This is a genomic window from Nitrosarchaeum sp. (assembly GCF_025699065.1).
Taxonomy (GTDB): Archaea; Thermoproteota; Nitrososphaeria; order Nitrososphaerales; family Nitrosopumilaceae; genus Nitrosarchaeum.
Map to the genome: position 1 here is coordinate 291,267 of NZ_JAILWF010000001.1, position 20,551 is coordinate 311,817.

Consider the following 20,551-nt stretch of genomic DNA (forward strand, 5'->3'; position numbering starts at 1 on the left):
AATATTTATCTCTGCCTAGATATCATTGATTTTTTTGGTTATCTTTTCTAGGGATTGTTTTAATTCCTTTATTGACCATTCGATGTCACTAGTATCTTTTTTGGATAATTCACTGTTCCATTTTTCTAAAACAATATTTGTTATTTCTGAACAGTTGTAAAGTAGATTCCAATAAGGATGATGCTCTGCGGTTGCATATGCAAGTTCTGTTACATCGAGTAACCCATTTTTTGCACGTGCCAAGGCTGTAATATTTTCACCAAAAATTTTTACAATATTCACATCTAGATCTTTTTGTACTTTTAACGGAGTGTTATTTTTTTCATGTTTATTTATTAATTCATGTAATTCATTGTAAAAAGTATCAAAAGTCATAATTAAGACAATCTCTGATGTTCTGCTAACATACACCTATTAAATACAATTTTTATGCCATTATCTCTAGCCAATTTTTCTGCTTCAACATTATGAATTCCTTCTTGAAGCCAAATCACCTTAGGTTTTTTCTTTATAGCTTCTTTGACTACTGGAAGTACTTGATCAGATGGTCTAAACACATCAATGATATCAACATCATCAACAACTTCAGAAATTGTACTAAAACATTTTTTACCTAAAATCTCATCAGCCGTAGGGTTTATTGGAATTATATTAAATCCATTTTCAGACAGATATTTTGGAACATAATGTGCAGCCTTATGTTCATTTTTAGATATACCAATTACTGCAACACGCTTCAATGAAAGAATATCTCTTATTTCATCATCGGTGTAAGAATCACACTCCATGAAAAAAGTAAAGCAGTGTAGGATATAATTTTTAAAGGAAATAGCATGGTATTTTAACAACTGAGAAAATTAAACGACATGGAATCTATGCCAGAAGAGCCAAAAGATGTAGTGGTATTAGGAGCAATTGCAAGAGGAATAAAAAAATTCGACAAAATACAGAAAGCCGCTCAGATTGACGGTGAGGAATTAAACGAAATTCTTGAGAAATTAGAAAAAAGAGAATTGATACAGGTAGAAGAAAAAAAAGGATTATTTGGAAAAAAAATTGAGCTTAAAATTACAGATAAAGGAACAAAAGAACTAGAAGAAAGAATTCACGAATTACAAGATAAATGGAATCAAATGTCTTTATTGTATAAAAGCGGGGATAAAGAAAAACTAAAGCAATACATGGACGATAACAAATCATTTCTTCCTACTATGATGTTTTTTGGAATAATGGACATTATGATGTTTTCAATGATGTTTAGTATGATGGGTATGATGATGACAGATTACGTACCAGCAGAAAGCATTCCAAATGACATGGGCGGAGAAGCTGCATCAGATGGAGGAATGGATTCAGATGGTGGCGGATTTGACTTTGATGTCGGATTCTAAGTTGATGTTTTATACCACAAACAAAAAATAAAATCAAATGACATATAGTTCGTATGATAATCAAGGAGTAGTCAAAGTATTATCATTTCTAAAATCTCACAATACAGAATATCTTTCAGGGCAAGATTTGAGTGACGTATTACGAATAAGTAGAGTTGCTGTTTGGAAACATATTAAAAAAATCAGAGCGTTGGGATATAAAATCGAGTCAAAACAAAAACTAGGATATAGATTAGAATCAAGTACTGATAAATTACTTCCATGGGAGATAACATCAGGATTAAAGACCAAAACGTTTGGAAAACATATGTATTATTTTGATTCGGTTGATTCAACCCAAAACCATGCAATGAAAATAGCATCAGAAGCAATTCATGGTACAATGATCATTGCAGAGAAACAAACTAATGGAAAGGGAAGGATAGGAAGAAAGTGGATTTCGCCTAAAGGAGGAATATGGCTTTCCATAATTCTGCATCCAAAATTCGACATGTCGTTAATCACATTATTTCCAATAGCATCAGCACTTGCATTATCAAACGCAATTGAGAAAACATTAAACATAAAATCTGAATTAAAATGGCCAAACGACATTACAATTAATGGTAAAAAAGTTGCAGGAATGTTAGTTGATGCATCTATAGAATCAAACAAAATTGAAAATATGATTCTTGGAGTAGGAATAAATTATAATGTTGAAGTTAAACAAATTGAAAAAATACTAAAAGATACTCCGAATTTTTACGGAGTTGCATCATTAAGTGAATACAACAATACAATAAAACCAGTTTTACTGGTTCAATCGTTTTTATTAGAATTAGAAGAAATTTTTAATCAATTAAACAAAGGAGATGTTAAAAAAATAATTAGAGATTGGACAAAGAAATCATCTACCATAGGTCAAAATATAGAGCTAATTACAGAAGATGAGAAAATCAAAGGCAAAGCACTCAAAATAGATAATGATGGAGCATTAGTCATATCATCTAATAAAAAAAATAAAAGAATCACATCAGGAGATATAATTCATATTATAAAATAAGACACTAAATTATTTTTTAATGATTTTTTTATGTATAGTTTTTTTCTTGTTTTTTGAAACATTAGGTTTCTGGTCATGGATTAACTTTGACTGTTCTTTAAGTAGATTTTTTAGATCATTTTGAATATCAAAAATAGTGTCAACCAGGTCCTCTAATGCTTTAGAATATTGACTGTATGCAGACAGTAATTCTAACTGTTTTTTAGTAACTTTTGAAAAATACTCATTTGAGCGTAAAAGATTAGTAGATGTAATTAGTTCAGGCATATCAGGTATTGGCCCTCCGAGTTTATCTAATTCTGATTGAATATCTTGAATTTTCTTACGTAGTTCATAAATAATTTCACCTGTGCCTAATTTACTCAATCTAAGATTTTGTAATTGTTAGAAGATTAAAGATTTACTGAAAATAAATAAAATGTGTAGCAAAAATGACAAAAATATATCAAAATACAAATCATCTCAAAATAGAAATAAATTATAACCAAAGTACATCAGAGACATTGTCAATACGCATACTATGTGGAATGTTATTATTTATCAGTTTTTCAGTTCCATCATTTGCTCAAACTACATTTGATGCACAATCAATGTTCAAACAAGCTAATGAACACTTTTCAAAAGGAGAATATAACCAAGCAATTGTAATTTATGATGAAATTTTAGAAGAGATTCCAAATAACATATCCACAATGAAGATGAAGGCCATTGCACTAAGCAATTCAGGATATCATGACAGATCACTTAAAGAATTCTTCAAGATTCTTCAGGAAAAACCAAATGATGTAACTTCACTCATTGGCATGGGTGTTGGTTTTGGAAATTTAGGGGAATATCAAGAATCAAAATATTATTTTAAAAAAGCATTAAATGAAAAACCGGACAGCATTGTAATTAATAATTATAAAGAATTCACAGACCAGGTAATTGCAAAATACCCATACATACCAACAGAAAAGCCTATGGATCTTCGAAAAGAAGGAACAGTTCAAATTCCAGAATGGGTCAAATTAATTGCAAAATGGTGGTCAGAAAAGCAAATTGAAGATTCAGAATTCACATCAGCATTATTATTTATGATTGAAAACAAAATAATACAAATTCCAATCATTGAAACAAAATCAGTAACAGAGAATAAAATACCAGACTGGATAAGAAACAACGCTTCATGGTGGGCTCAAAATATAATAAATGATCATGATTTTGTTTCAGGAATTCAATACATGATAGAAAAAGGCATCTTAGTTGTAGACATTAAAAAATCACAAGAAGAAATTCAAAAAGATAAAGAATACAAATATAGTTTGTTTGAAAAATATATTCGTAATATTTCAAAAAATATTTCAGATGAAAAAAGATACATTGAATATCCAAATCCAAGCGGAGATGTAATAAAAAAATTCCTCAGAGATTATACAAAATGGAATTTTGAAGAAGAAGCAAAGACCGCTGCCAGTAATTTTCCAGATCCAACATATGAGATAGTCGACGGAACATATATTGTAAATTACAAAGTCTTCATTAATGAACAACCATCAGGATTACCATTAAATCATGTAAGTACATTAAAAAATTCTTTCGGATTTTGGGAAAAACAGGAATTAAGTTCTGAAGGAAATAAAGTTAAAATAATTTTTGAAATTACTACTCAGAAACATGAAGCAAATGTTTGGGTTACATGGGTAGTACGCAATATTGGAGAAGGAGTATTAGGCCATGCACATCTAGGAAAAGGAGTTGTAGAAGTAACATTAGGCGATTATAATTGTGATGGAAGATTTCAACTGTATGATGTTAAAACAGTTGAAACTATTATGACACATGAGTTGGGTCATTCGATAGGATTGACACATGTTTCTGATCCAAACAATATCATGTATCCATCATTAAAACCAAATTATGCATATTGTCTATTAGGATGATTTTAGAATTAAAGCTAAATGTTTCTAAATCCTTAAGTTGATAATTTACACAGAAAATTTGTGAGTTTTAGAGCAAGTATTTTTTCAAAAAAAGAATTATTAATTATAATTGGATCTTCAGTTATTATTTCAGTGATATTGTATACCACTTATGTTACAAGTAAATAATTAGATCTAAACTCATTTGTAGCCTCAAATAAATAAAATTTTGAATTAGATTATCAGATTGAGATAGTTATCAATCACATCATTTAATAAAATAAATAAAAGGTAGAACAAAAACAAAATACTAAAACATTTAACAAAATCAGAATATTCGATCAAAATTCAAATATATTAAAAATAGTTTTCAAAATTTATTATGCAAACATTGTTAAAATATTACATTTTATTTATTCTAGTTTCATAGAATTAGAATAAGAATTAGCTTAGCCTACATACAATTAACCTGTTGAAGCAATGTAAAACGATAATAAGGTAAATGAGATATTGTAATTATTATGCTTAAGAGTACAACGGTGTCTGGGCCTAAATGTCCTTCGTGTGGAGATAGAAAAATGGTTACTGATGAAACCACGGGAGAATTATTTTGTGGCAGATGTGGTTTTGTAGTTACGGATAAAATTTCAGATACTGGTGCAGAGTGGCGTTCATTTACAAATGACGACACAAATAGAGCTAGAACCGGAGCTGGAACATCATTGACAATGCATGACATGGGATTATCAACAGTTATCGGAGCTGCAAACAAAGATTCTACCGGAAAACCTTTAACATCATCGATGAAAAGTTCAATCGAAAGATTACGAACTTGGGACAGTAGATCACAAGCTCATTCTTCTGCAGATAGAAATCTAAGACAGGCATTAAATGAGATGGGAAAATTAAAAGACAAACTTGCATTAACTGACGCAGTAGTTGAAAAAGCTGCATACATTTACCGAAAGGCCATGGAAAAAAAATTGGTAAGAGGCCGTTCAATTCAAGGATTAGTTGCAGCTTGTCTTTATGCAGCATGTAGAAATACAGAGACCCCTAGAACATTAGACGACGTTGCAAATGGCATCAACATTAGAAGAAAGGATGTTGCAAGATGCTATAGGTTAATTTTTAGAGAATTGGAGCTAAAAATGCCAGTGGTTGATCCAGTTAAAGGAGTATCAAGAATTGCAAGTATTGCAGAATTAAGTGAAAAAAGTAAACGAAAAGCAGTAGAAATTTTAGAACAAGCAAAAAAAATAGGCATGGTGGCGGGAAAAGACCCAATGGGAATAGCTGCTGCTGCACTGTATTTAGCATGTATTAGCACAGGGGAGGTAAAATCTCAAAAAGATATTTCAATTGCATCAGGAGTTACTGAAGTAACAATCAGAAATAGATGCGCAGGTTTAAGAAAAATGCTTCAAAACTAGTGGAAAATATGCTGAACAGTGAAAATACATGGTCAGATTGGCTTGACTTTAATGAAGATACAATTTCAAAAATACCTCAATCAGCAGGAGTGTATATGATGCATGCATCAATGAAAATTTTATTCATTGGAGGTGCTGAAAATATTAAAAAAAGTATACAGGAAAAAGAAAAAGAGCCATGCATGTCAAAAGCCACCAGAGTAAGATACATGCAAACTAGTTCTTATGAACAAGTTTCAGAAGATTTAATCAAAGATTATCAAGATAGACATGAAGGAAAGATTCCACTATGTATGGGTTAACCCCAAACAATTCCAAAATATTTTCCGAATTTCAAAAACTATAATGCATGATTTTTGAATCTTTCATATTCAAGTGCATCCCAAGGAAACACAATGTATTCAGTCCCTTTTGTTTTTTGAGCATATACTAATTGTTTAGGATATTTTTTGCCGGTTCTAGCAAATAAAGTAGCATATACAAAATCAGAAGGATTGGTTACTTTTTGAATTATTTTCTTAAATGTTTTTCCAGAATCGTAAATATCATCAACAAAAAGAGAGTCCGAAGAAATTTTATTTTTATCCACAAGTATTGTATCAATTCCCAAGTGATCAGCTAATAACCTTGCAGGAATTAAACCACCACGACTAACTGTAGAAATACTTGAAAAAAAATGTGAAGATTCTAAAATTTTTTTAGAAAGCAATTCTGTCAATCGCTCAATATCAGTCCAAGTAACATTTTGTGAAAGAGTATTCATGTATGTTTGGTGCTTGTACCTAGATTAAGTTGTTATGATAAAATGATTTAAAAAGTACCCATTACCGGTTTTTTTAGAGGCTCAATAATCTCAAGGATATTAAATGCGTATTTACTGAAATTTGCTTCCTTTTCAGAAGATACTAACAAAACATCATCGTTTGCTAATGGAAAACTCATCACAATTACCTTATCTCGATAAGACATTGAAAAATGAACTTCACCAAATTCTTTATCAAACTCATGCCTCATGCGAACTCTAAGTGCAAGTTCCATGAACATCATTTCATCTTGTTTTTGAGATTCTAATGAGTGCATTCCCTTTTTCATTCCCCCTGTAACAAGATGACCTCGACTATTGATTATTCTAGCAGACCTAAGAAGGGGGTCCAATTGAATAATTTTTTGACATGTTTGTTCTAGTTCTTCAACACTAGCCACTTGTCTAATTAAACAAGCGATCTATTTATTGAGAGCTATCACAATAATAATCCGTGGAATCAGAATCTCAAAAAGACGTTACAGATTATTATAAACACCTATCCTTATTCTGGACAGATATTCTTCATTTAATGTCCAGTAAGCCTCAAGCCTTGACTTCATTAGGTCCAATGAGAGCTTTTGCTTCAAATTCAAAGAAAATATCAACTGAGCTAATACAGATTAATGAAAACTTGATGGAATTTAACAAATATGTCACAGAATACTATAAGCAATTAGCAGAAACATGGAATGAGGCACAAAAGAAAGTAAATCTAAAAGCTCCGGATGTACCACATGACATTGAGCAAATTGAATCATTTAAAAGAATATGGATAGATATTTTTGATAATGATTTTACAGAATTATTTGATTCTGAAAAATTTGGAGTAAATTATGGAAAATTAGTTTCAAAAGAGCTTGAACTGACAAAAAATTGGCACAACATTTCAAATGTGATATTACAGGCTGCAAATCTTCCAAGCAAAGAGGAGATTGATGAGGTATACAAAGAAATACATGCGCTGAAAAAAAGAGTTACAAAGCTAGAGATTGAATTAAAAAAGAAAAAACCAAGTAACGTGGAGATAACAAAAAATGAAAAGTGAGTCAAAATTTGATCCTAAAATCATCGAAGAGATGATAAAATTTAGTAAGCATGTTATAGATGCACCCAAGTTAGTTTCAGCTCCTGATGAAATCAGTCTAGAAATTACACCTCATGATGTAGTTCAAGAAATTGATAAAACAAGACTATTACATTACAAACCACTAACAGATAAACAACATAAAACACCGTTACTAATTTCATATGCGTTAATTAACAGATATCATATTTTAGATATACAACCAGAAAAAAGCTGGGTTAGAAATTTGCTAATGCAGGGATTTGATGTGTATATGCTAGATTGGGGATCTCCAACTAGTATGGACAAATATTTGGATTTTGATGATTATGTTAATGGATATTTAGATAGTAGTGTAGAGTTAATCAAAGACGAATCATCAGTAGAAAAAATATCCCTACAGGGATATTGTACAGGAGCTACAATTGCAACTGCATATACAGCATTACATCCAGAAAGTGTGAAAAACTATATCGCGACAGCACCAGTCATTGATGGATGGAGAGATACCACAGTAATTAGTAATCTTGCAAAGCATATGGACGTAGACAAAATGGTAGAAACTATAGGAAATATGCCTCCTGAATTCATGTATTACTGTTTTTCCGTTCTAAAACCGTTTGAACAGGGAATTGAAAAATATGTCAATTTTTTCAAAAATATAGAGAATAAAAAATTTGTTGATAATTTTCTAAGAGTAGAAAAATGGCTTGGGGACACACCGCCTATTCCAGGTGCTCTTTTCAGACAATGGATTAAGGATATTTATCAAGATAATCTACTAATTCAAAACAAGATGTTTGTTGGTGGAAGTCACATAGATTTGAAGAAGATAAACATGCCAATATTTACACAAGTTGCAGTAGGGGATCACCTAGTATCACCTGAGTGTAGTATGCCACTCCATTATGCGGTAGGAAGTGAGGATAAAACATTGAAAATATACCCAACTGGGCATGTAGGAATGATTGCTAGTTCATTATCTCAAAATAAGGTATTACCAGAGCTAGGAAATTGGCTTGCTGAAAGATCATAAAATAAAAAATAAAAAAATAAAATTTACCACTAGTTGTTCTTTGTGGTGAATGCAGATATCCAGGATTGAAGAATGTTTCTATTCAAGTCAGCAAAGGATTTTGCATTATCGTTGAATGTTTTGATGTTTTGTTGGGTTGAATCAATTGTTGCTAGTGTTATCTGATTGTGTATTGATGCTACTTTAACAATTTCTTCAGCAGTATCATTCATTACTTTTAGTGTTGCTTGTGGAATGTTTGTTGCAACACCAAATTTCTTTGCATACTCTTTTTGTAATGTGATTGTAGAATCAACAACATTTTCATATGCTTGTAAATATTCTTGCTGAACATTTGTAATTGATTGATGATACTGTGGTACTGATTGTCTAATACCGGTAAATATTTTGTCTATGTTTTCCTGATATACAGAAAATATATCTTTAGATCCTGGTGTTTGTTCGTTTTTACTCATTGTTTCACCTCCTTATTTTTTGATTTTTTGGCTATTGGAAGGACTATGACTTGTACCAAGTCGCCCTCACCTAATCCAAGTGCATTACGTTCTGCCTCTGGAATTGAAATTCTTCCATTACTACTTACAGTTGTTTTGTATGCTCCCCAATTCATAAAAGATGGAAGCATTTGACCGATTTGAAACATAGTCTCCATACTTTTGTTTTGCATAGAGGACATATTTTTCATCATATCAGATTGAACTTGTCTCGTATTATCAGAAACTTCTCTAAGAGTTTCTAAAGGATTGAATGTTTGTGTATTTTGATTTGTCATCAACATGCCAAAATGCTTCATAAATTCAGCTTGTGCACGACCATTTTTTTGAATCCAATCTTTGAACATTTCAGAAGGATTGAATTGGTTATAATTACCACTCATTGGTAAATATTGGAACTAGAAGGTATATAAACTAATCTAAGAAAGAAACTCCAGAACAGATGAGGAAAAAGTTTCAGGATCTTGAACATATGGAGTATGGCCGCAGTTATCCATTCTAAAAAACCTACAATCTTTGATATTTGAGAGAAAATTATCAGCATATTGAATCGGGATCACTGGATCTTTTGACCCCCAGATAATAAGAGTAGGACATGAAATGGAATTTAATTTAGTGGTTATAACTTCAGAATTTTTCAATCCTAAAACAGTAGACATGAAAGCTAGTTTTGCATTTGGTAGTTTCATTCTTTCAATAAAACCTTGAATAATTTGGGTGTCGGCTTCATGACCAGATGATTCCATTAACTCAAATACATTTTTTGCACTTTCATCGTTTGGGTATAATGCGGCCATTATGTAAGCATCTAATGCGGGGGTAGATTGTTTCATTGAACCAGCAGGAGATACAAGAATTAATTTTTCAACTTCATTTGGATGTATAGATGCATAATTAGCTGCAATTTGGCCACCTAATGAAGAGCCAATTATAATTGGACGTGTAATTTTCAAAGCGATAAAAAATTTTTCAAGAAAAGAGGAAAAAAAATCAGGGGTATAATCTGCAACAGGTTTATCACTATAACCATAGCCGATCAGATCAGGAACAATCACACGATATTGTTTTGCAAAAATTGGAATTACTTTATTCCATCGTTCAGCTGACGCACCTAATCCATGGATCAATACCAAAACATGTTTAGAATCTCCAGATTCTAGATACCTAATTTTGTTACCATCAACCTGTATGAAATTTTCTTTCATGGTTTTAGCTTCAATTATTTAGCTAGATAAGTTTAGTTACTATTAACGATCAATTGTTTTTGGTATTTTACTAAATTATCACCTCAGAAAACATAGATTAGGTTTTTTAAGATCCAAGTAGAAAACATACTATGATAGATGAAAAAATCAAGAAAATTCTTGTTCCATTAGACGGTTCAAAAAATTCTATACGAGCACTTGAAATGGCAATATCCATAGCAAAACAGTTTGAGGCTACAATTATAGGAGCATATTCAATGAATGTTCAATCACGTTCTGAGTTTCGAACAACACCCACAGTTAGTAAGGAGTGGAAAAACGAGGCAAAAAAAATTCTAGATAATGCTAAAAAAATAGCATTACAAAATAATGTAGATTTTAAAGAAAAAATGATGACAGGAAACATAGGATACAATCTCATAAAATTGGCGCATGATAAAAAAGAAAATTTCAGTCTAGTCGTAATGGGATCCAGAGGAAGAAGTGCAGTAAAAGAATTATTCTTAGGAAGTGTTTCAAACTATGTCATCCATACATCAAAAATTCCAGTACTTATTGTGAAATAAGTTTAGGATAAACCGTGCTTTTGAAAATATTTTTGATGATAGTCTTCAGCTTTATAAAATTCTGGAGCTGGAACAATTTCAGTTACAATAGGTTTATGAAATTTTCCTGATTTTTCAAGTTCTTTTTTTGATTTTTGTGCAATTTGTGCTTGTTCTTCATTATGAAAAAATATTGCAGAACGATATTGATGTCCAATATCAGGTCCTTGTCGATTAAGTGTTGTCGGATCATGATTACTCCAAAAAACTTTTAGTAGTTCATCATAAGTGATTTCATTTGGATCATATTCCACTTGAACTGCTTCAGCATGTCCAGTTCTATCGGTACATACCTCTTCATAAGTAGGGTTTGGTAATTTGCCTCCAATATAACCTACTTGTGTTGACTTGACACCTTTAGTTTTTCGGAGCAAGTCTTCAACATGCCAAAAACATCCAGCACCAAATGTAGCTTTCATATTTTAATTATAATTTTATCAAATTAAAACCATGTGATTAACAATTAGAATTAAAAGAAAGCTTTAGCTAACATTAGTAAAAATTTCAACAACCTTTTTAGCCAAATTTTCAATATTGGCAGAAGGTTCTGCAGAAATCAAAAGAAGAACTTGAGTGATAGGAAATGGAAAACTTACTAAAACCGCTTTATCTCGTCTTGCAGCAATATAATTAATTGGTCCTAAGCTATCATCATAGTCTTTCCTAATTGATGCTTTAGATACAAACTCAAAAAATGAATGAAGTCTAGTTTCGTCGTCCTCATATGGAACAAGTCCTTCTTTAAATCCACCTGCTATTAGTTTGCCATCTTTATCAACAATTCCAGCAAATCTGATTTCTGGTTCCTTTTGAATCTGCAAACATTTTTCATTGTATAGTTGAAGGGCAGCATTATTTGAAACGGACAATATACATTGTGGAGATATCAAAAATAAAAACCTAGCCAATTACATTGCAAACTAGTTTAAAACTTGCATTTTAAAACAACATAATCGATAATTTTTTGATCAGATGCCTTTTTCATTTTTAAAATTGACTTGTAAAGTATTTTTTCAACATAATTTGGATATTTTTGCAATATGGATTTTTTCAATTTTTTACGATTTTCAATGTAATAATTTGCCAATGGAGTATATACTTGATTTCCAATTAATTGTTCATCATGAATTTTAAAACCTCCTAATTTCACAAGTTTTTTGACATGATCTAATCTATAATGTTCTGATGACCAGGTAAATTTCAAGATCCCTAATTTGAACATGGATGTATGCTGTAAAGTTACAGGTAATGCCAAAGTAAATACTCCTTCAGATTTTAAAACCCGTTTTGATTCAGAAATAAAATCTTTTAAAGGTTTGAAATGTTGTGATGATTCTAATGCCAATACACGATCTACGGAAGCATTAGAAAAAGGCAATTTAGTAGAAGTAGAGTTAATGAATTCAATGTTTTTCTGAGGACCAGAAAAATGCAATTGCTTATAGTTGATATTTACACAAAATAGTTTGAGATAGCCATAATTTTTTCTCCAAAAAATTGCAGGGGCAGAAAGGCCACTTCCAACATCAACTACAGTTTTGGCATTTTCTAATTCAGCCATACTACCAAAGTAAGAACAGAGGTTTTCTTGAGCAGCGATTGGTTCGATTGTATTTTCTTCCCAATAACCAAAATTCAACATAGAACCTCCAGTTGCTAGCTGCATTATCGGTGAAAGTGAATTGTAAAGATTAATGACATCTTTTTCATTTTTTCGAATTGTCCAAAAAAACATATCAACAGGATTAATCACGTTCAAAAAGATTTTCACATATAGTTGAAATTAGTGACTATTAATCTCTAATGCACTAATCAAGATAATTACAAGTAGATCGAGAGGGTCATCTTTTATTAATTTGGATAAGATAGTTAGTAAATGAGTAAATCAAATTCAGGAAATATTTCAGAAATTATGATTGCAAAGTGGAGTGATAGGTTTTTTGCATGGTTAATTGATTTTTTGATAATTACTATGATTTCTACACTCATCATGTTTACATTGTTTGGAAAAATTGATTTTGAAATAAATGAGAAATGGATGTGGGCAGAAACAACACAATATGTTCAGACTAGCATAATATTTTTTGCATATTGGACAATTTTAGAATATAAAACGGGACAATCAATTGGAAAAAAGATCTTAAATGTTAAAGTAACAAATTTGTATGGAAAGCAAGCAGATTTGAAAAGTGTTGTAATCAGTAGTTTTGGAAAAACGTTTCTCATTCCAATAGATGTGGTTTTAGGATTAATATTTACAAATGAAAAACGTCAAAGAATCTTCAATAAAATTGGCGATACAATAGTAATAAAAATAAAAAATAATGAAAAAAATGATGATGTAAATATCAAATACAAAAAAGATGGAATTTAGTCATTTTTTATTATACAATTGTTTTCTAGAATTAACCATTAGATCTATTACCAACTTTAGATCTGTGTATTTTGAATGTCTGAGAATCTAAAATGGTGGGTTGGGCTTCCTAAAGAATTAGAAAAAGACATAGAATTTGAAGAATAAAACACCATCAAAATTCAAAAATATGGACACATTAACAAGTGTAATTATAACGAAATCAATAGATTAAATGATTATTGGGCCCAACCCCAAGCAATCAATTTTTCAACACTTGTTGCTTGAATGCATGCCGGCTGTCCACTAATTTTGAAAATAAGTTCTAAACCTTCTTTGCAGACTATGTTTTCGGGTGCAATACCTTCTTTGATTTGTTTTAATGGTGAAAGAATAGATGGAACTACATCTTCCATTGTTTCTTCTTCATCTTCCATGACTTGCTCATTATCCAAAAGTTCTTCATCGTCTGTCATTTCTTCATCACCGGTCATTTCAAATTCCATCTCATCATCTACAACAACATTTTCTTCTGTAGATGTAGAGTTAGTAGAAGTACCATTATTTGCAGTTCCATTTACATGATCATCTGCAAATGAAGAAGGAAAAACCATAATTCCAGTAATAAGTACCGATAATAACACAAACAAAGTAAAAGAATTATTCACAAAGGTACGTAATGAGAGTATAATTTAAGATTTATGATAATTATGAATCTAATACTTTTAGATTACTTTCTTAAAATCGTGTAAAGCATTCGCTAAGGAAATATAAAAAATCAAACTGCATAGCATTTGCTAGAGTGATTTAAAATAAAATCATCGTACATGTCGTGTATTATTTTTGTGAATTCTAAAATGAATTCATCGTGCATAGTCTCTATGTAAGTGGCTGAACCGATGTGTTGGTCTGTTAGTAAAGGCTGGCTCACCACTCGCCGAAGCTTGTGATCTACACCACCTTCCTATCAACGCAGTCTTCTGCTGCCGACCTTCATCTTACGAAAGGATGTCTTGTCTCGGGATGGGATTCGTGCTTAGATGCTTTCAGCACTTAGCCCAAATGGCTTAGCTGCCCGGCCTGCCTTATCAGACAACCGGTAAACCAGTGGCCACGCTACTCTGTTCCTCTCGTACTCGGAGTAACTTCCCCTCAGACATCCACGCTTCCATCAGGCAGAGACCGACCTGTCTCACGACGGTCTAAACCCAGCTCATGTTCCCTTTTAATTGGCGAGCAGCCACACCCTTGGCCCCTGCTGCAGGACCAGGATAGGAAAAGCCGACATCGAGGTACCAAACCGCGGGGTCGATAGGAGCTCTCGCCCGCGACGAGCCTGTTATCCCTGGGGTAATTTTTCTGTCACCTCCGGGCCCCAATAGTGGGCACACGAAGGATCGCTAAGCCAGACTTTCGTCTATGAATTCCGTGCGTTTGGAAATCCATTCAGTCTAGTTTTTGGCTTTGCCCTCTTCAACGGATTTCTGCCCCGTTTGAACTAAACTTTGGGCCCCTTTGATATCTTTTCAAAGGGGTGCCGCCCCAGCCGAACTGCCCACCTGCACGTGTCTCCAGTCTTCTCTGGATAAGTGGTACTGCAAAAAGAGTCTGGTGTTACATCGTTGCTTCTCAACATCCCGGAGAATGTTAAGCATGGCTCCCAGATACCCTGTGCAATTTTTACTATACCACAAGCACAAGCTGCAGTAAAACTCCACGGGGTCTTCTCTCCCCGATGGAAGATGAAGGACTGTTCGTCCTCCTTATGTGGCTTCACCGAGTTGTAGGCGGGGACAGTGGGGCTCTCGTTGTTCCATTCATGCGCGTCGGAACTTACCCGACAAGGCATTTGGCTACCTTAAGAGAGTCAGAGTTACTCCCGGCGTTAACCGGCCCTTAGCTCGGTTGAACCCAAGTTTTAGGTACCGGCACCGGCCAGGATTCAGCGACTATACAAATCCTTTCGGACTAGCAGTCGCCTGTGTTTTTATTAAACAGTCGGAACCCCCTTGTCATTGTAACCTGCGATCCCCATTCCTCATGAAGATTGCAGGCATCCCTTATACCTAAGCTACAGGACTAATTTGCCGAATTCCCTCGCCATACGGTATACTCGTAGCACCTTAGCTTTCTAAGCTAGCGCACCTGTGTCGGTTCTCGGTACGAGCTTGCACATTGCTAACTACATGGTCTTTCATGGTCTCTTGGAATCAAGAAAACTCCGCTAACGCGAAGCCACTCCTGCCTCGGAACAGTTCTCGTCATTACGACACTCCCTATTCCTAGAACAGTTAGATACAACGATAGTTGTACAACCCCTATCCGAAAGCTAACCTTATAGCTCAAACGCTCTGTGCAAGGTACTGGAATATTAACCAGTTTCCCATTCGATTTACTCTGTTGAGGTAAACCTTAGGATCGACTACCTCCAGGCTGATAACGCATTGCCTGGAAACCCTTGCGCTTGCGGTGGTATAGATTCTCACTATACTATGCTGTTACTGCCACCAGGATCTGCAATAGAAATCGGTCCACAGGACGTCACCGCCCTGCTTCGACCCAATCACTACGCCAACCTACCATGAATCATCTACTGATAATTATCTAAAGTATCGGTATTTTGCTTTAGCCCCGTACATTTTTGAGGCATCCCCCCTCGGCAGGTAAGTTGTTACACACTTTTTAAAGGATTGCTGCTTCTGAGCATACCTCCCTGCTGTCTTGGCGGGAACACGCTCTTTGGCTTGACACTTAGCAAAAATTTAGGGACCTTAACTTCAGTTTGGGTTAAACCCCTTTCGGTCGTGAGCCTTACGCCACACGAACCCGTGTCCTTGCTTCTACGATGTGTATCCGTTCGGAGTTTGAATGGAGGGTGAGGAATTTCTTCCCCGCGCCCCCCTATCAGTGCTCTACCGGAAACACTATCTCCACAAAGCACGCCCTGCGAGACGCTTCGGTTGGAACTAGCGAGCGCCAGACTAGATTGGTTTTTGACCCCTATTCCCAAGTCACAACAACGATTTGCACGTCAGAACGTCTTAAGACCTCCAGCGGGCTTTCGCCCGCCTTCGTCTAGCTCAGGAATAGATCGTCTGGCTTCTAGCCTAGCTGCCATGACTCAACGCACTTTCACACGCTTCTCCTCACTTCTTGCGAAGTTGCGAGAACTCGGTTTCCCTTCGCCTACACCATTGAAGGTTTAAGCTTGCCATGACAGTTAGCTCCCTGGCCCGTGATTCGAGACGGAACGCGTGACACTGATGATTAAAACATCAAACCTTCAGCTCTATTGCTAGAACCTCCAGTATGAAAAAATCACCTTTCATGCCACGCACGTCTGTAACCAATAGGTTTCATGCACTTTTCATCCCCCTTCCGGGGTACTTTTCAGCTTTCCCTCACGGTACTAGTACACTATCGGTCTTGAGAGATATTTAGCCTCGGATGCTACTTTCACCCATATTCATTGCCCACTACCAAGGACAATTACTCGGGTATGAATAGGACCTTTTCCATTTCGCTTAAGGGGGTATCACCCTCTGTGCCAGAACTTTTCAGATCATTTCAGCTGTGTTCCAGGATTCCATATTATCATACCAAAACACCACATCTCCCGAAGGATTCAGTTTGGGCTCTTTCCTTTTCGATCGCCTCTACTTGGGAAATCTCAATTGATTTCTTTTCCTCGTGGTACTAAGATGCTTCAATTCCCACGGTTCGACTTCCATCACCATTGTAACGGAATACACTATGTGTAAGATTCTCATTCGGACATCTCGGGATCATAGGATGCGTGCGCCTACCCCGAGCTTATCGCAGCTTGCCACGTCCTTCTTCTCTCCTCAAGCCTAGCAATCCACCTATTGGCGTCTTTACACCGGCAAATTCAGCCACATATTACACGACTATGCACGACGATCATTGCAAGTCCTCCGGTAAGAGGAACCTGCTACATCCTTCATACATCACTTTCGTGATGCATTGCATCGATGATTTTGCGAAGATTATGTGCACCCGGCACATTCACTTGTCTAAGGAGGTGATCCGACCGCAGGTTCCCCTACGGTCACCTTGTTACGACTTTTCCCTTGTCACTTACCTCAAGTTCGATAACGCCAATCAGACGTCACCTCGCTAAAAGCAAACTTCAATGAAACGACGGGCGGTGTGTGCAAGGAGCAGGGACGTATTCACCGCGCGATAATGACACGCAGTTACTAGGGATTCCATATTCGTGAGGGCGAGTTGCAGCCCTCAGTCATAACTGTGGTAGCGTTTAGGGATTACCTCCTCCTTTCGGATTCGGAACCAATTGTCACTACCATTGCAGCCCGCGTGTGGCCCCAGAGTTTCGGGGCATACTGACCTGCCGTGGCCCCTTCCTTCCTCCGCATTAACTGCGGCGGTCCCGCTAATTCGCCCCACTACTCCTGAGAGTAATGGTGGCAACTAGAGGCAGGGATCTCGCTCGTTACCTGACTTAACAGGACATCTCACGGCACGAGCTGGCGACGGCCATGCACCACCTCTCAGCTTGTCTGGTAAAGTCTTCAGCTTGACCTTCATTCTGCTGTCTCTCCGGGTAAGATTTCTGGCGTTGACTCCAATTGAACCGCAGGCTTCACCCCTTGTGGTGCTCCCCCGCCAATTCCTTTAAGTTTCATACTTGCGTACGTACTTCCCAGGCGGCAAACTTAACGGCTTCCCTGCAGCACTGCATTGGCCACAAGCCAATGCATCACTGAGTTTGCATAGTTTACAGCTGGGACTACCCGGGTATCTAATCCGGTTTGCTCCCCCAGCTTTCATCCCTCACCGTCGAACGTGTTCTGGTAGACCGCCTTCGCCACAGGTGGTCATCAATAGATCAAAGGATTTTACCCCTTCCTACCGAGTACCGTCTACCTCTCCCACTTCCTAGTTATGCAGTATTCCCGGCAGCCCATACGTTAAGCGTATGGATTTAACCGAAAACTTACAAAACGAGCTACGGATGCTTTAGGCCCAATAATCATCCTGACCACTTGAGGTGCTGGTTTTACCGCGGCGGCTGACACCAGAACTTGCCCACCCCTTATTCACTAGTGTTTCTAGGACTAGCAAAAGGTTTCTTTAGCAGAAACCACTCGGATTAACCTTGTCGTGCTTTCGCACATTGCAAAGTTTTCTCGCCTGCTGCGCCCCATAGGGCCTGGGTCCGTGTCTCAGTACCCATCTCCGGGCTACTCCTCTCAGAGCCCGTACCTGTAATAGTCTTGGTGGGCCATTACCTCACCAACAAACTGATAGGCCGCAGTCCCATCCTACGGCGATAAATCATTTGAAACATAAACCGTTCCAGGTATAATGTTCTGTCGGGCATTATTCTCAGTTTCCCGAGGTTATTCCCGTCCATAGGGTAGATTGACTACGCGTTACTGAGCCGTCTGCCTTGTATTGCTACAATGACTCGCATGGCTTAGTATCAATCCGATAGCAGTCAGGTCCGGCAGGATCAACCGGATTCTTTCTTTTACTTGATTATTGAAGTACACATTGTACTATAATTGGAATTGACGGATGCACATAATCTTCACATTTCAGATTTGATCAGTTGATCAGATCCTCATTTTGTATGCGTAAATGGAGGCCCATGAATCACAAAATGGTATAATACCATGCTTTCATCACAAGCGCCGCCTATTGCTTTACGTATGCAGAAACAGAAGAATTACAAATCCATATAAACCATGCCTAAAATAATTTCTGATCTCAGTTTATTTTTGTAAAAAGGATAATAAATTAAATTTCATATCCCTCTCAAGGACAAAACATTCACAAAAAACGGTTAATTTAGTACAAATATTGATAGTTAAAATTGATGAAATGGCATCAAAGATTAACTTTTGACAGATTACATTTCAGAATACAAGAAAAAAACAAAAGGATCATCAAAACTCTTTGACAAGTCTTTAAAATTTCATGTAAATGGAGTAAGTCACAATATTAGATTTTTTGAACCATATCCATTTGTTGTAAAGTCATCGGCTGGAAAAAATCTAGAGGATGTTGATAATAACAAGTATACAGATTATTGGATGGGTCACTGGAGTTTGATTTTAGGCCATGGACCAAAACCTGTAAAAGATGCAGTGAAAAAACAGATTGAAAAAAGTTGGATGTATGGCACTGTAAATGAGCAAACCGTCAAGTTATCAGAGTTAATTTCAAAAGCAGTTCCAGTAGCTGAAAAAATTCGTTACGTCACATCTGGTACTGAAGCTACAATGTATGCAGTAAGACTAGCGCGCTCTGTAACTGGAAAAAAGATCATTGTAAAAATAGATGGGGGGTGGCATGGATATACATCTGATTTACTAAAAAGTGTGAATTGGCCATTTACAGAATCAGAAAGTACCGGTGTAGTAAACGAAGAAAAAATAGTATCAATACCATTTAATAATTTAGAAAAATCACTTGAAATTTTAAAAAAAGTTTCAAATGATTTGGCAGGGGTAATCATAGAACCAGTATTAGGAGGCGGAGGATGCATTCCAGCAAATGCAGATTATCTTAAAGGAGTACAAGAGTTTTGTAAAAAGAATAATTCGTTATTTATTTTAGATGAGATCGTTACAGGATTCAGATTTAGATTTGGATGTTTGTATCCTACAATGAATCTTGATCCGGATATTGTAACATTAGGAAAAATTGTAGGTGGTGGAATGCCAATTGGAGTTATGTGTGGTAAAAAAGAGATAATGGAACACTCTAACACAAAGGGGAAGAAAAAAACAGAACGAAGCTATATTGGAGGAGGAACATTTTCTGCAAACCCAATGTCAATGACTTCTGGATTTGCCACATTAACAGAACTAAAATCTGGAAAAACAATTTATTCAAAAATAAATTTGTTAGGAGATATGGTAAGAAAAGAACTAACGAAGGTATTTGACGGAAAGGTAATTGTTACAGGTAAAGGGTCGTTATTTATGACTCATTTTGTAAAAGATGGAGTTACAGAGGTCATCAATTCGTCTCATGCTGCAAAGTGCAATACAACATTACTAAACAAATATCACTTTAAAATGATTGCTCATGACGGAATATTCTTTTTACCAGGAAAACTTGGTGCCATATCCAATGCACACACCAAAGAAGATATAAAGAAAATGATCAATGCAACTGAGAACTTTCAGGAATAAAAAAGCAATCTAAACTTTCATTACTACGATATCTCA

The 20,551-nt window shown here is 35.4% G+C and carries 22 protein-coding genes and 2 rRNA genes; 10 read left to right on the forward strand and 14 right to left on the reverse strand.

What is annotated here, in order from left to right:
- Window positions 1–15 precede the first annotated feature (15 nt).
- Together K5782_RS01785 and K5782_RS01790 are read right to left on the reverse strand one after the other, a co-directional pair.
- Window positions 16–378: a hypothetical protein gene (locus tag K5782_RS01785; RefSeq protein ID WP_297463684.1), complete on the reverse strand. Its 363-nt coding sequence runs from the start codon at window positions 376–378 to the stop codon at window positions 16–18.
- Window positions 378–788: a CoA-binding protein gene (locus tag K5782_RS01790; RefSeq protein WP_297463518.1), complete on the reverse strand. Its 411-nt coding sequence runs from the start codon at window positions 786–788 to the stop codon at window positions 378–380. The genes K5782_RS01785 and K5782_RS01790 overlap by 1 nt, the downstream gene beginning before the upstream one ends.
- Window positions 789–866: 78 nt before the next feature.
- Between K5782_RS01790 and K5782_RS01795 the strand changes: the two genes are divergently transcribed.
- Both K5782_RS01795 and K5782_RS01800 read left to right on the forward strand, forming a co-directional pair.
- A complete protein-coding gene (locus tag K5782_RS01795; protein ID WP_297463520.1) occupies window positions 867–1,391 on the forward strand; it encodes a hypothetical protein in 525 nt (174 codons plus the stop codon).
- Between the two features lie 37 nt (window positions 1,392–1,428).
- Window positions 1,429–2,433, forward strand: coding sequence for a biotin--[acetyl-CoA-carboxylase] ligase (locus K5782_RS01800; RefSeq protein WP_297463522.1), 1,005 nt, complete (start codon window positions 1,429–1,431; stop codon window positions 2,431–2,433).
- Window positions 2,434–2,442: 9 nt separating this feature from the next.
- On the opposite strand, the gene K5782_RS01805 is transcribed toward K5782_RS01800, so the two are convergent.
- Window positions 2,443–2,799: a hypothetical protein gene (locus K5782_RS01805; RefSeq protein WP_297463523.1), complete on the reverse strand. Its 357-nt coding sequence runs from the start codon at window positions 2,797–2,799 to the stop codon at window positions 2,443–2,445.
- Window positions 2,800–2,864: 65 nt separating this feature from the next.
- On the opposite strand from K5782_RS01805, the gene K5782_RS01810 reads away from it, so the two are divergent.
- The 3 genes from K5782_RS01810 to K5782_RS01820 all read left to right on the forward strand — a co-directional run bounded on the left by K5782_RS01810 (window position 2,865) and on the right by K5782_RS01820 (window position 6,069).
- Window positions 2,865–4,355: a matrixin family metalloprotease gene (locus tag K5782_RS01810; protein ID WP_366069255.1), complete on the forward strand. Its 1,491-nt coding sequence runs from the start codon at window positions 2,865–2,867 to the stop codon at window positions 4,353–4,355.
- 500 nt (window positions 4,356–4,855) lie between these two features.
- A complete protein-coding gene (locus K5782_RS01815; protein WP_297463526.1) occupies window positions 4,856–5,767 on the forward strand; it encodes a TFIIB-type zinc ribbon-containing protein in 912 nt (303 codons plus the stop codon).
- A gap of 8 nt (window positions 5,768–5,775) precedes the next feature.
- Complete coding sequence (locus K5782_RS01820) at window positions 5,776–6,069, forward strand: hypothetical protein (protein ID WP_297463528.1); 294 nt, start codon at window positions 5,776–5,778, stop codon at window positions 6,067–6,069.
- A gap of 38 nt (window positions 6,070–6,107) precedes the next feature.
- Here K5782_RS01820 and K5782_RS01825 read toward each other — a convergent pair whose 3' ends face one another.
- Together K5782_RS01825 and K5782_RS01830 are read right to left on the reverse strand one after the other, a co-directional pair.
- Complete coding sequence (locus tag K5782_RS01825) at window positions 6,108–6,530, reverse strand: phosphoribosyltransferase (protein WP_297463530.1); 423 nt, start codon at window positions 6,528–6,530, stop codon at window positions 6,108–6,110.
- A 47-nt stretch (window positions 6,531–6,577) separates the two neighbouring features.
- Complete coding sequence (locus K5782_RS01830; protein ID WP_297463532.1) at window positions 6,578–6,970, reverse strand: DUF6659 family protein; 393 nt, start codon at window positions 6,968–6,970, stop codon at window positions 6,578–6,580.
- 53 nt (window positions 6,971–7,023) lie between these two features.
- Between K5782_RS01830 and K5782_RS01835 the strand changes: the two genes are divergently transcribed.
- Both K5782_RS01835 and phaC read left to right on the forward strand, forming a co-directional pair.
- The gene (locus K5782_RS01835) at window positions 7,024–7,617 is read left to right on the forward strand and encodes a poly(R)-hydroxyalkanoic acid synthase subunit PhaE (RefSeq protein WP_297463534.1); all 594 of its coding nucleotides are present in this window, start codon (window positions 7,024–7,026) and stop codon (window positions 7,615–7,617) included.
- Window positions 7,607–8,671 (forward strand): class III poly(R)-hydroxyalkanoic acid synthase subunit PhaC, encoded by a 1,065-nt coding sequence (gene phaC / locus K5782_RS01840; protein WP_297463536.1) that lies wholly within the window; start codon window positions 7,607–7,609, stop codon window positions 8,669–8,671. The genes K5782_RS01835 and phaC overlap by 11 nt, the downstream gene beginning before the upstream one ends.
- 29 nt (window positions 8,672–8,700) lie before the next feature.
- Here the strand turns inward: phaC and K5782_RS01845 are convergent, their stop codons facing one another.
- From K5782_RS01845 to K5782_RS01855, 3 genes are read right to left on the reverse strand one after another with little or no spacing between them, the layout of a single operon-like run.
- Window positions 8,701–9,126 carry a hypothetical protein gene (locus K5782_RS01845; protein WP_297463538.1) on the reverse strand — a complete coding sequence of 142 codons (426 nt, stop codon included), beginning with the start codon at window positions 9,124–9,126 and terminating at the stop codon, window positions 8,701–8,703.
- Window positions 9,123–9,548 (reverse strand): AbrB/MazE/SpoVT family DNA-binding domain-containing protein, encoded by a 426-nt coding sequence (locus K5782_RS01850; RefSeq protein ID WP_297463540.1) that lies wholly within the window; start codon window positions 9,546–9,548, stop codon window positions 9,123–9,125. The genes K5782_RS01845 and K5782_RS01850 overlap by 4 nt, the downstream gene beginning before the upstream one ends.
- A gap of 36 nt (window positions 9,549–9,584) precedes the next feature.
- On the reverse strand, window positions 9,585–10,370 hold the full coding sequence (locus tag K5782_RS01855; protein WP_297463542.1) for an alpha/beta hydrolase: 786 nt from the start codon (window positions 10,368–10,370) through the stop codon (window positions 9,585–9,587).
- A gap of 131 nt (window positions 10,371–10,501) precedes the next feature.
- Between K5782_RS01855 and K5782_RS01860 the strand changes: the two genes are divergently transcribed.
- Window positions 10,502–10,936 carry a universal stress protein gene (locus K5782_RS01860; protein WP_297463544.1) on the forward strand — a complete coding sequence of 145 codons (435 nt, stop codon included), beginning with the start codon at window positions 10,502–10,504 and terminating at the stop codon, window positions 10,934–10,936.
- Between the two features lie 2 nt (window positions 10,937–10,938).
- On the opposite strand, the gene msrA is transcribed toward K5782_RS01860, so the two are convergent.
- The 3 genes from msrA to K5782_RS01875 all read right to left on the reverse strand — a co-directional run bounded on the left by msrA (window position 10,939) and on the right by K5782_RS01875 (window position 12,734).
- Window positions 10,939–11,394 carry a peptide-methionine (S)-S-oxide reductase MsrA gene (msrA, locus tag K5782_RS01865; protein WP_297463546.1) on the reverse strand — a complete coding sequence of 152 codons (456 nt, stop codon included), beginning with the start codon at window positions 11,392–11,394 and terminating at the stop codon, window positions 10,939–10,941.
- A 63-nt stretch (window positions 11,395–11,457) separates the two neighbouring features.
- The gene (locus K5782_RS01870) at window positions 11,458–11,844 is read right to left on the reverse strand and encodes a DUF6659 family protein (protein ID WP_297463548.1); all 387 of its coding nucleotides are present in this window, start codon (window positions 11,842–11,844) and stop codon (window positions 11,458–11,460) included.
- Between the two features lie 56 nt (window positions 11,845–11,900).
- Window positions 11,901–12,734: a class I SAM-dependent methyltransferase gene (locus K5782_RS01875; protein WP_297463551.1), complete on the reverse strand. Its 834-nt coding sequence runs from the start codon at window positions 12,732–12,734 to the stop codon at window positions 11,901–11,903.
- A 117-nt stretch (window positions 12,735–12,851) separates the two neighbouring features.
- On the opposite strand from K5782_RS01875, the gene K5782_RS01880 reads away from it, so the two are divergent.
- Window positions 12,852–13,349 (forward strand): RDD family protein, encoded by a 498-nt coding sequence (locus K5782_RS01880; RefSeq protein WP_297463553.1) that lies wholly within the window; start codon window positions 12,852–12,854, stop codon window positions 13,347–13,349.
- 218 nt (window positions 13,350–13,567) lie between these two features.
- Here the strand turns inward: K5782_RS01880 and K5782_RS01885 are convergent, their stop codons facing one another.
- The 3 genes from K5782_RS01885 to K5782_RS01895 form a co-directional block, all read right to left on the reverse strand.
- Window positions 13,568–13,996, reverse strand: a complete 429-nt coding sequence (locus tag K5782_RS01885; protein WP_297463554.1) for a hypothetical protein — start codon at window positions 13,994–13,996, stop codon at window positions 13,568–13,570.
- Window positions 13,997–14,220: 224 nt separating this feature from the next.
- A 23S ribosomal RNA gene (locus K5782_RS01890) occupies window positions 14,221–17,216 on the reverse strand.
- A 149-nt stretch (window positions 17,217–17,365) separates the two neighbouring features.
- Window positions 17,366–18,836: ribosomal RNA gene (locus tag K5782_RS01895) — 16S ribosomal RNA — on the reverse strand.
- Together the 16S and 23S rRNA genes form the textbook arrangement of a ribosomal RNA operon.
- A gap of 380 nt (window positions 18,837–19,216) precedes the next feature.
- Here K5782_RS01895 and K5782_RS01900 point away from each other — a divergent pair.
- Window positions 19,217–20,515: an aminotransferase class III-fold pyridoxal phosphate-dependent enzyme gene (locus tag K5782_RS01900; RefSeq protein ID WP_297463555.1), complete on the forward strand. Its 1,299-nt coding sequence runs from the start codon at window positions 19,217–19,219 to the stop codon at window positions 20,513–20,515.
- The last annotated feature ends 36 nt before the right edge of the window (window positions 20,516–20,551 follow it).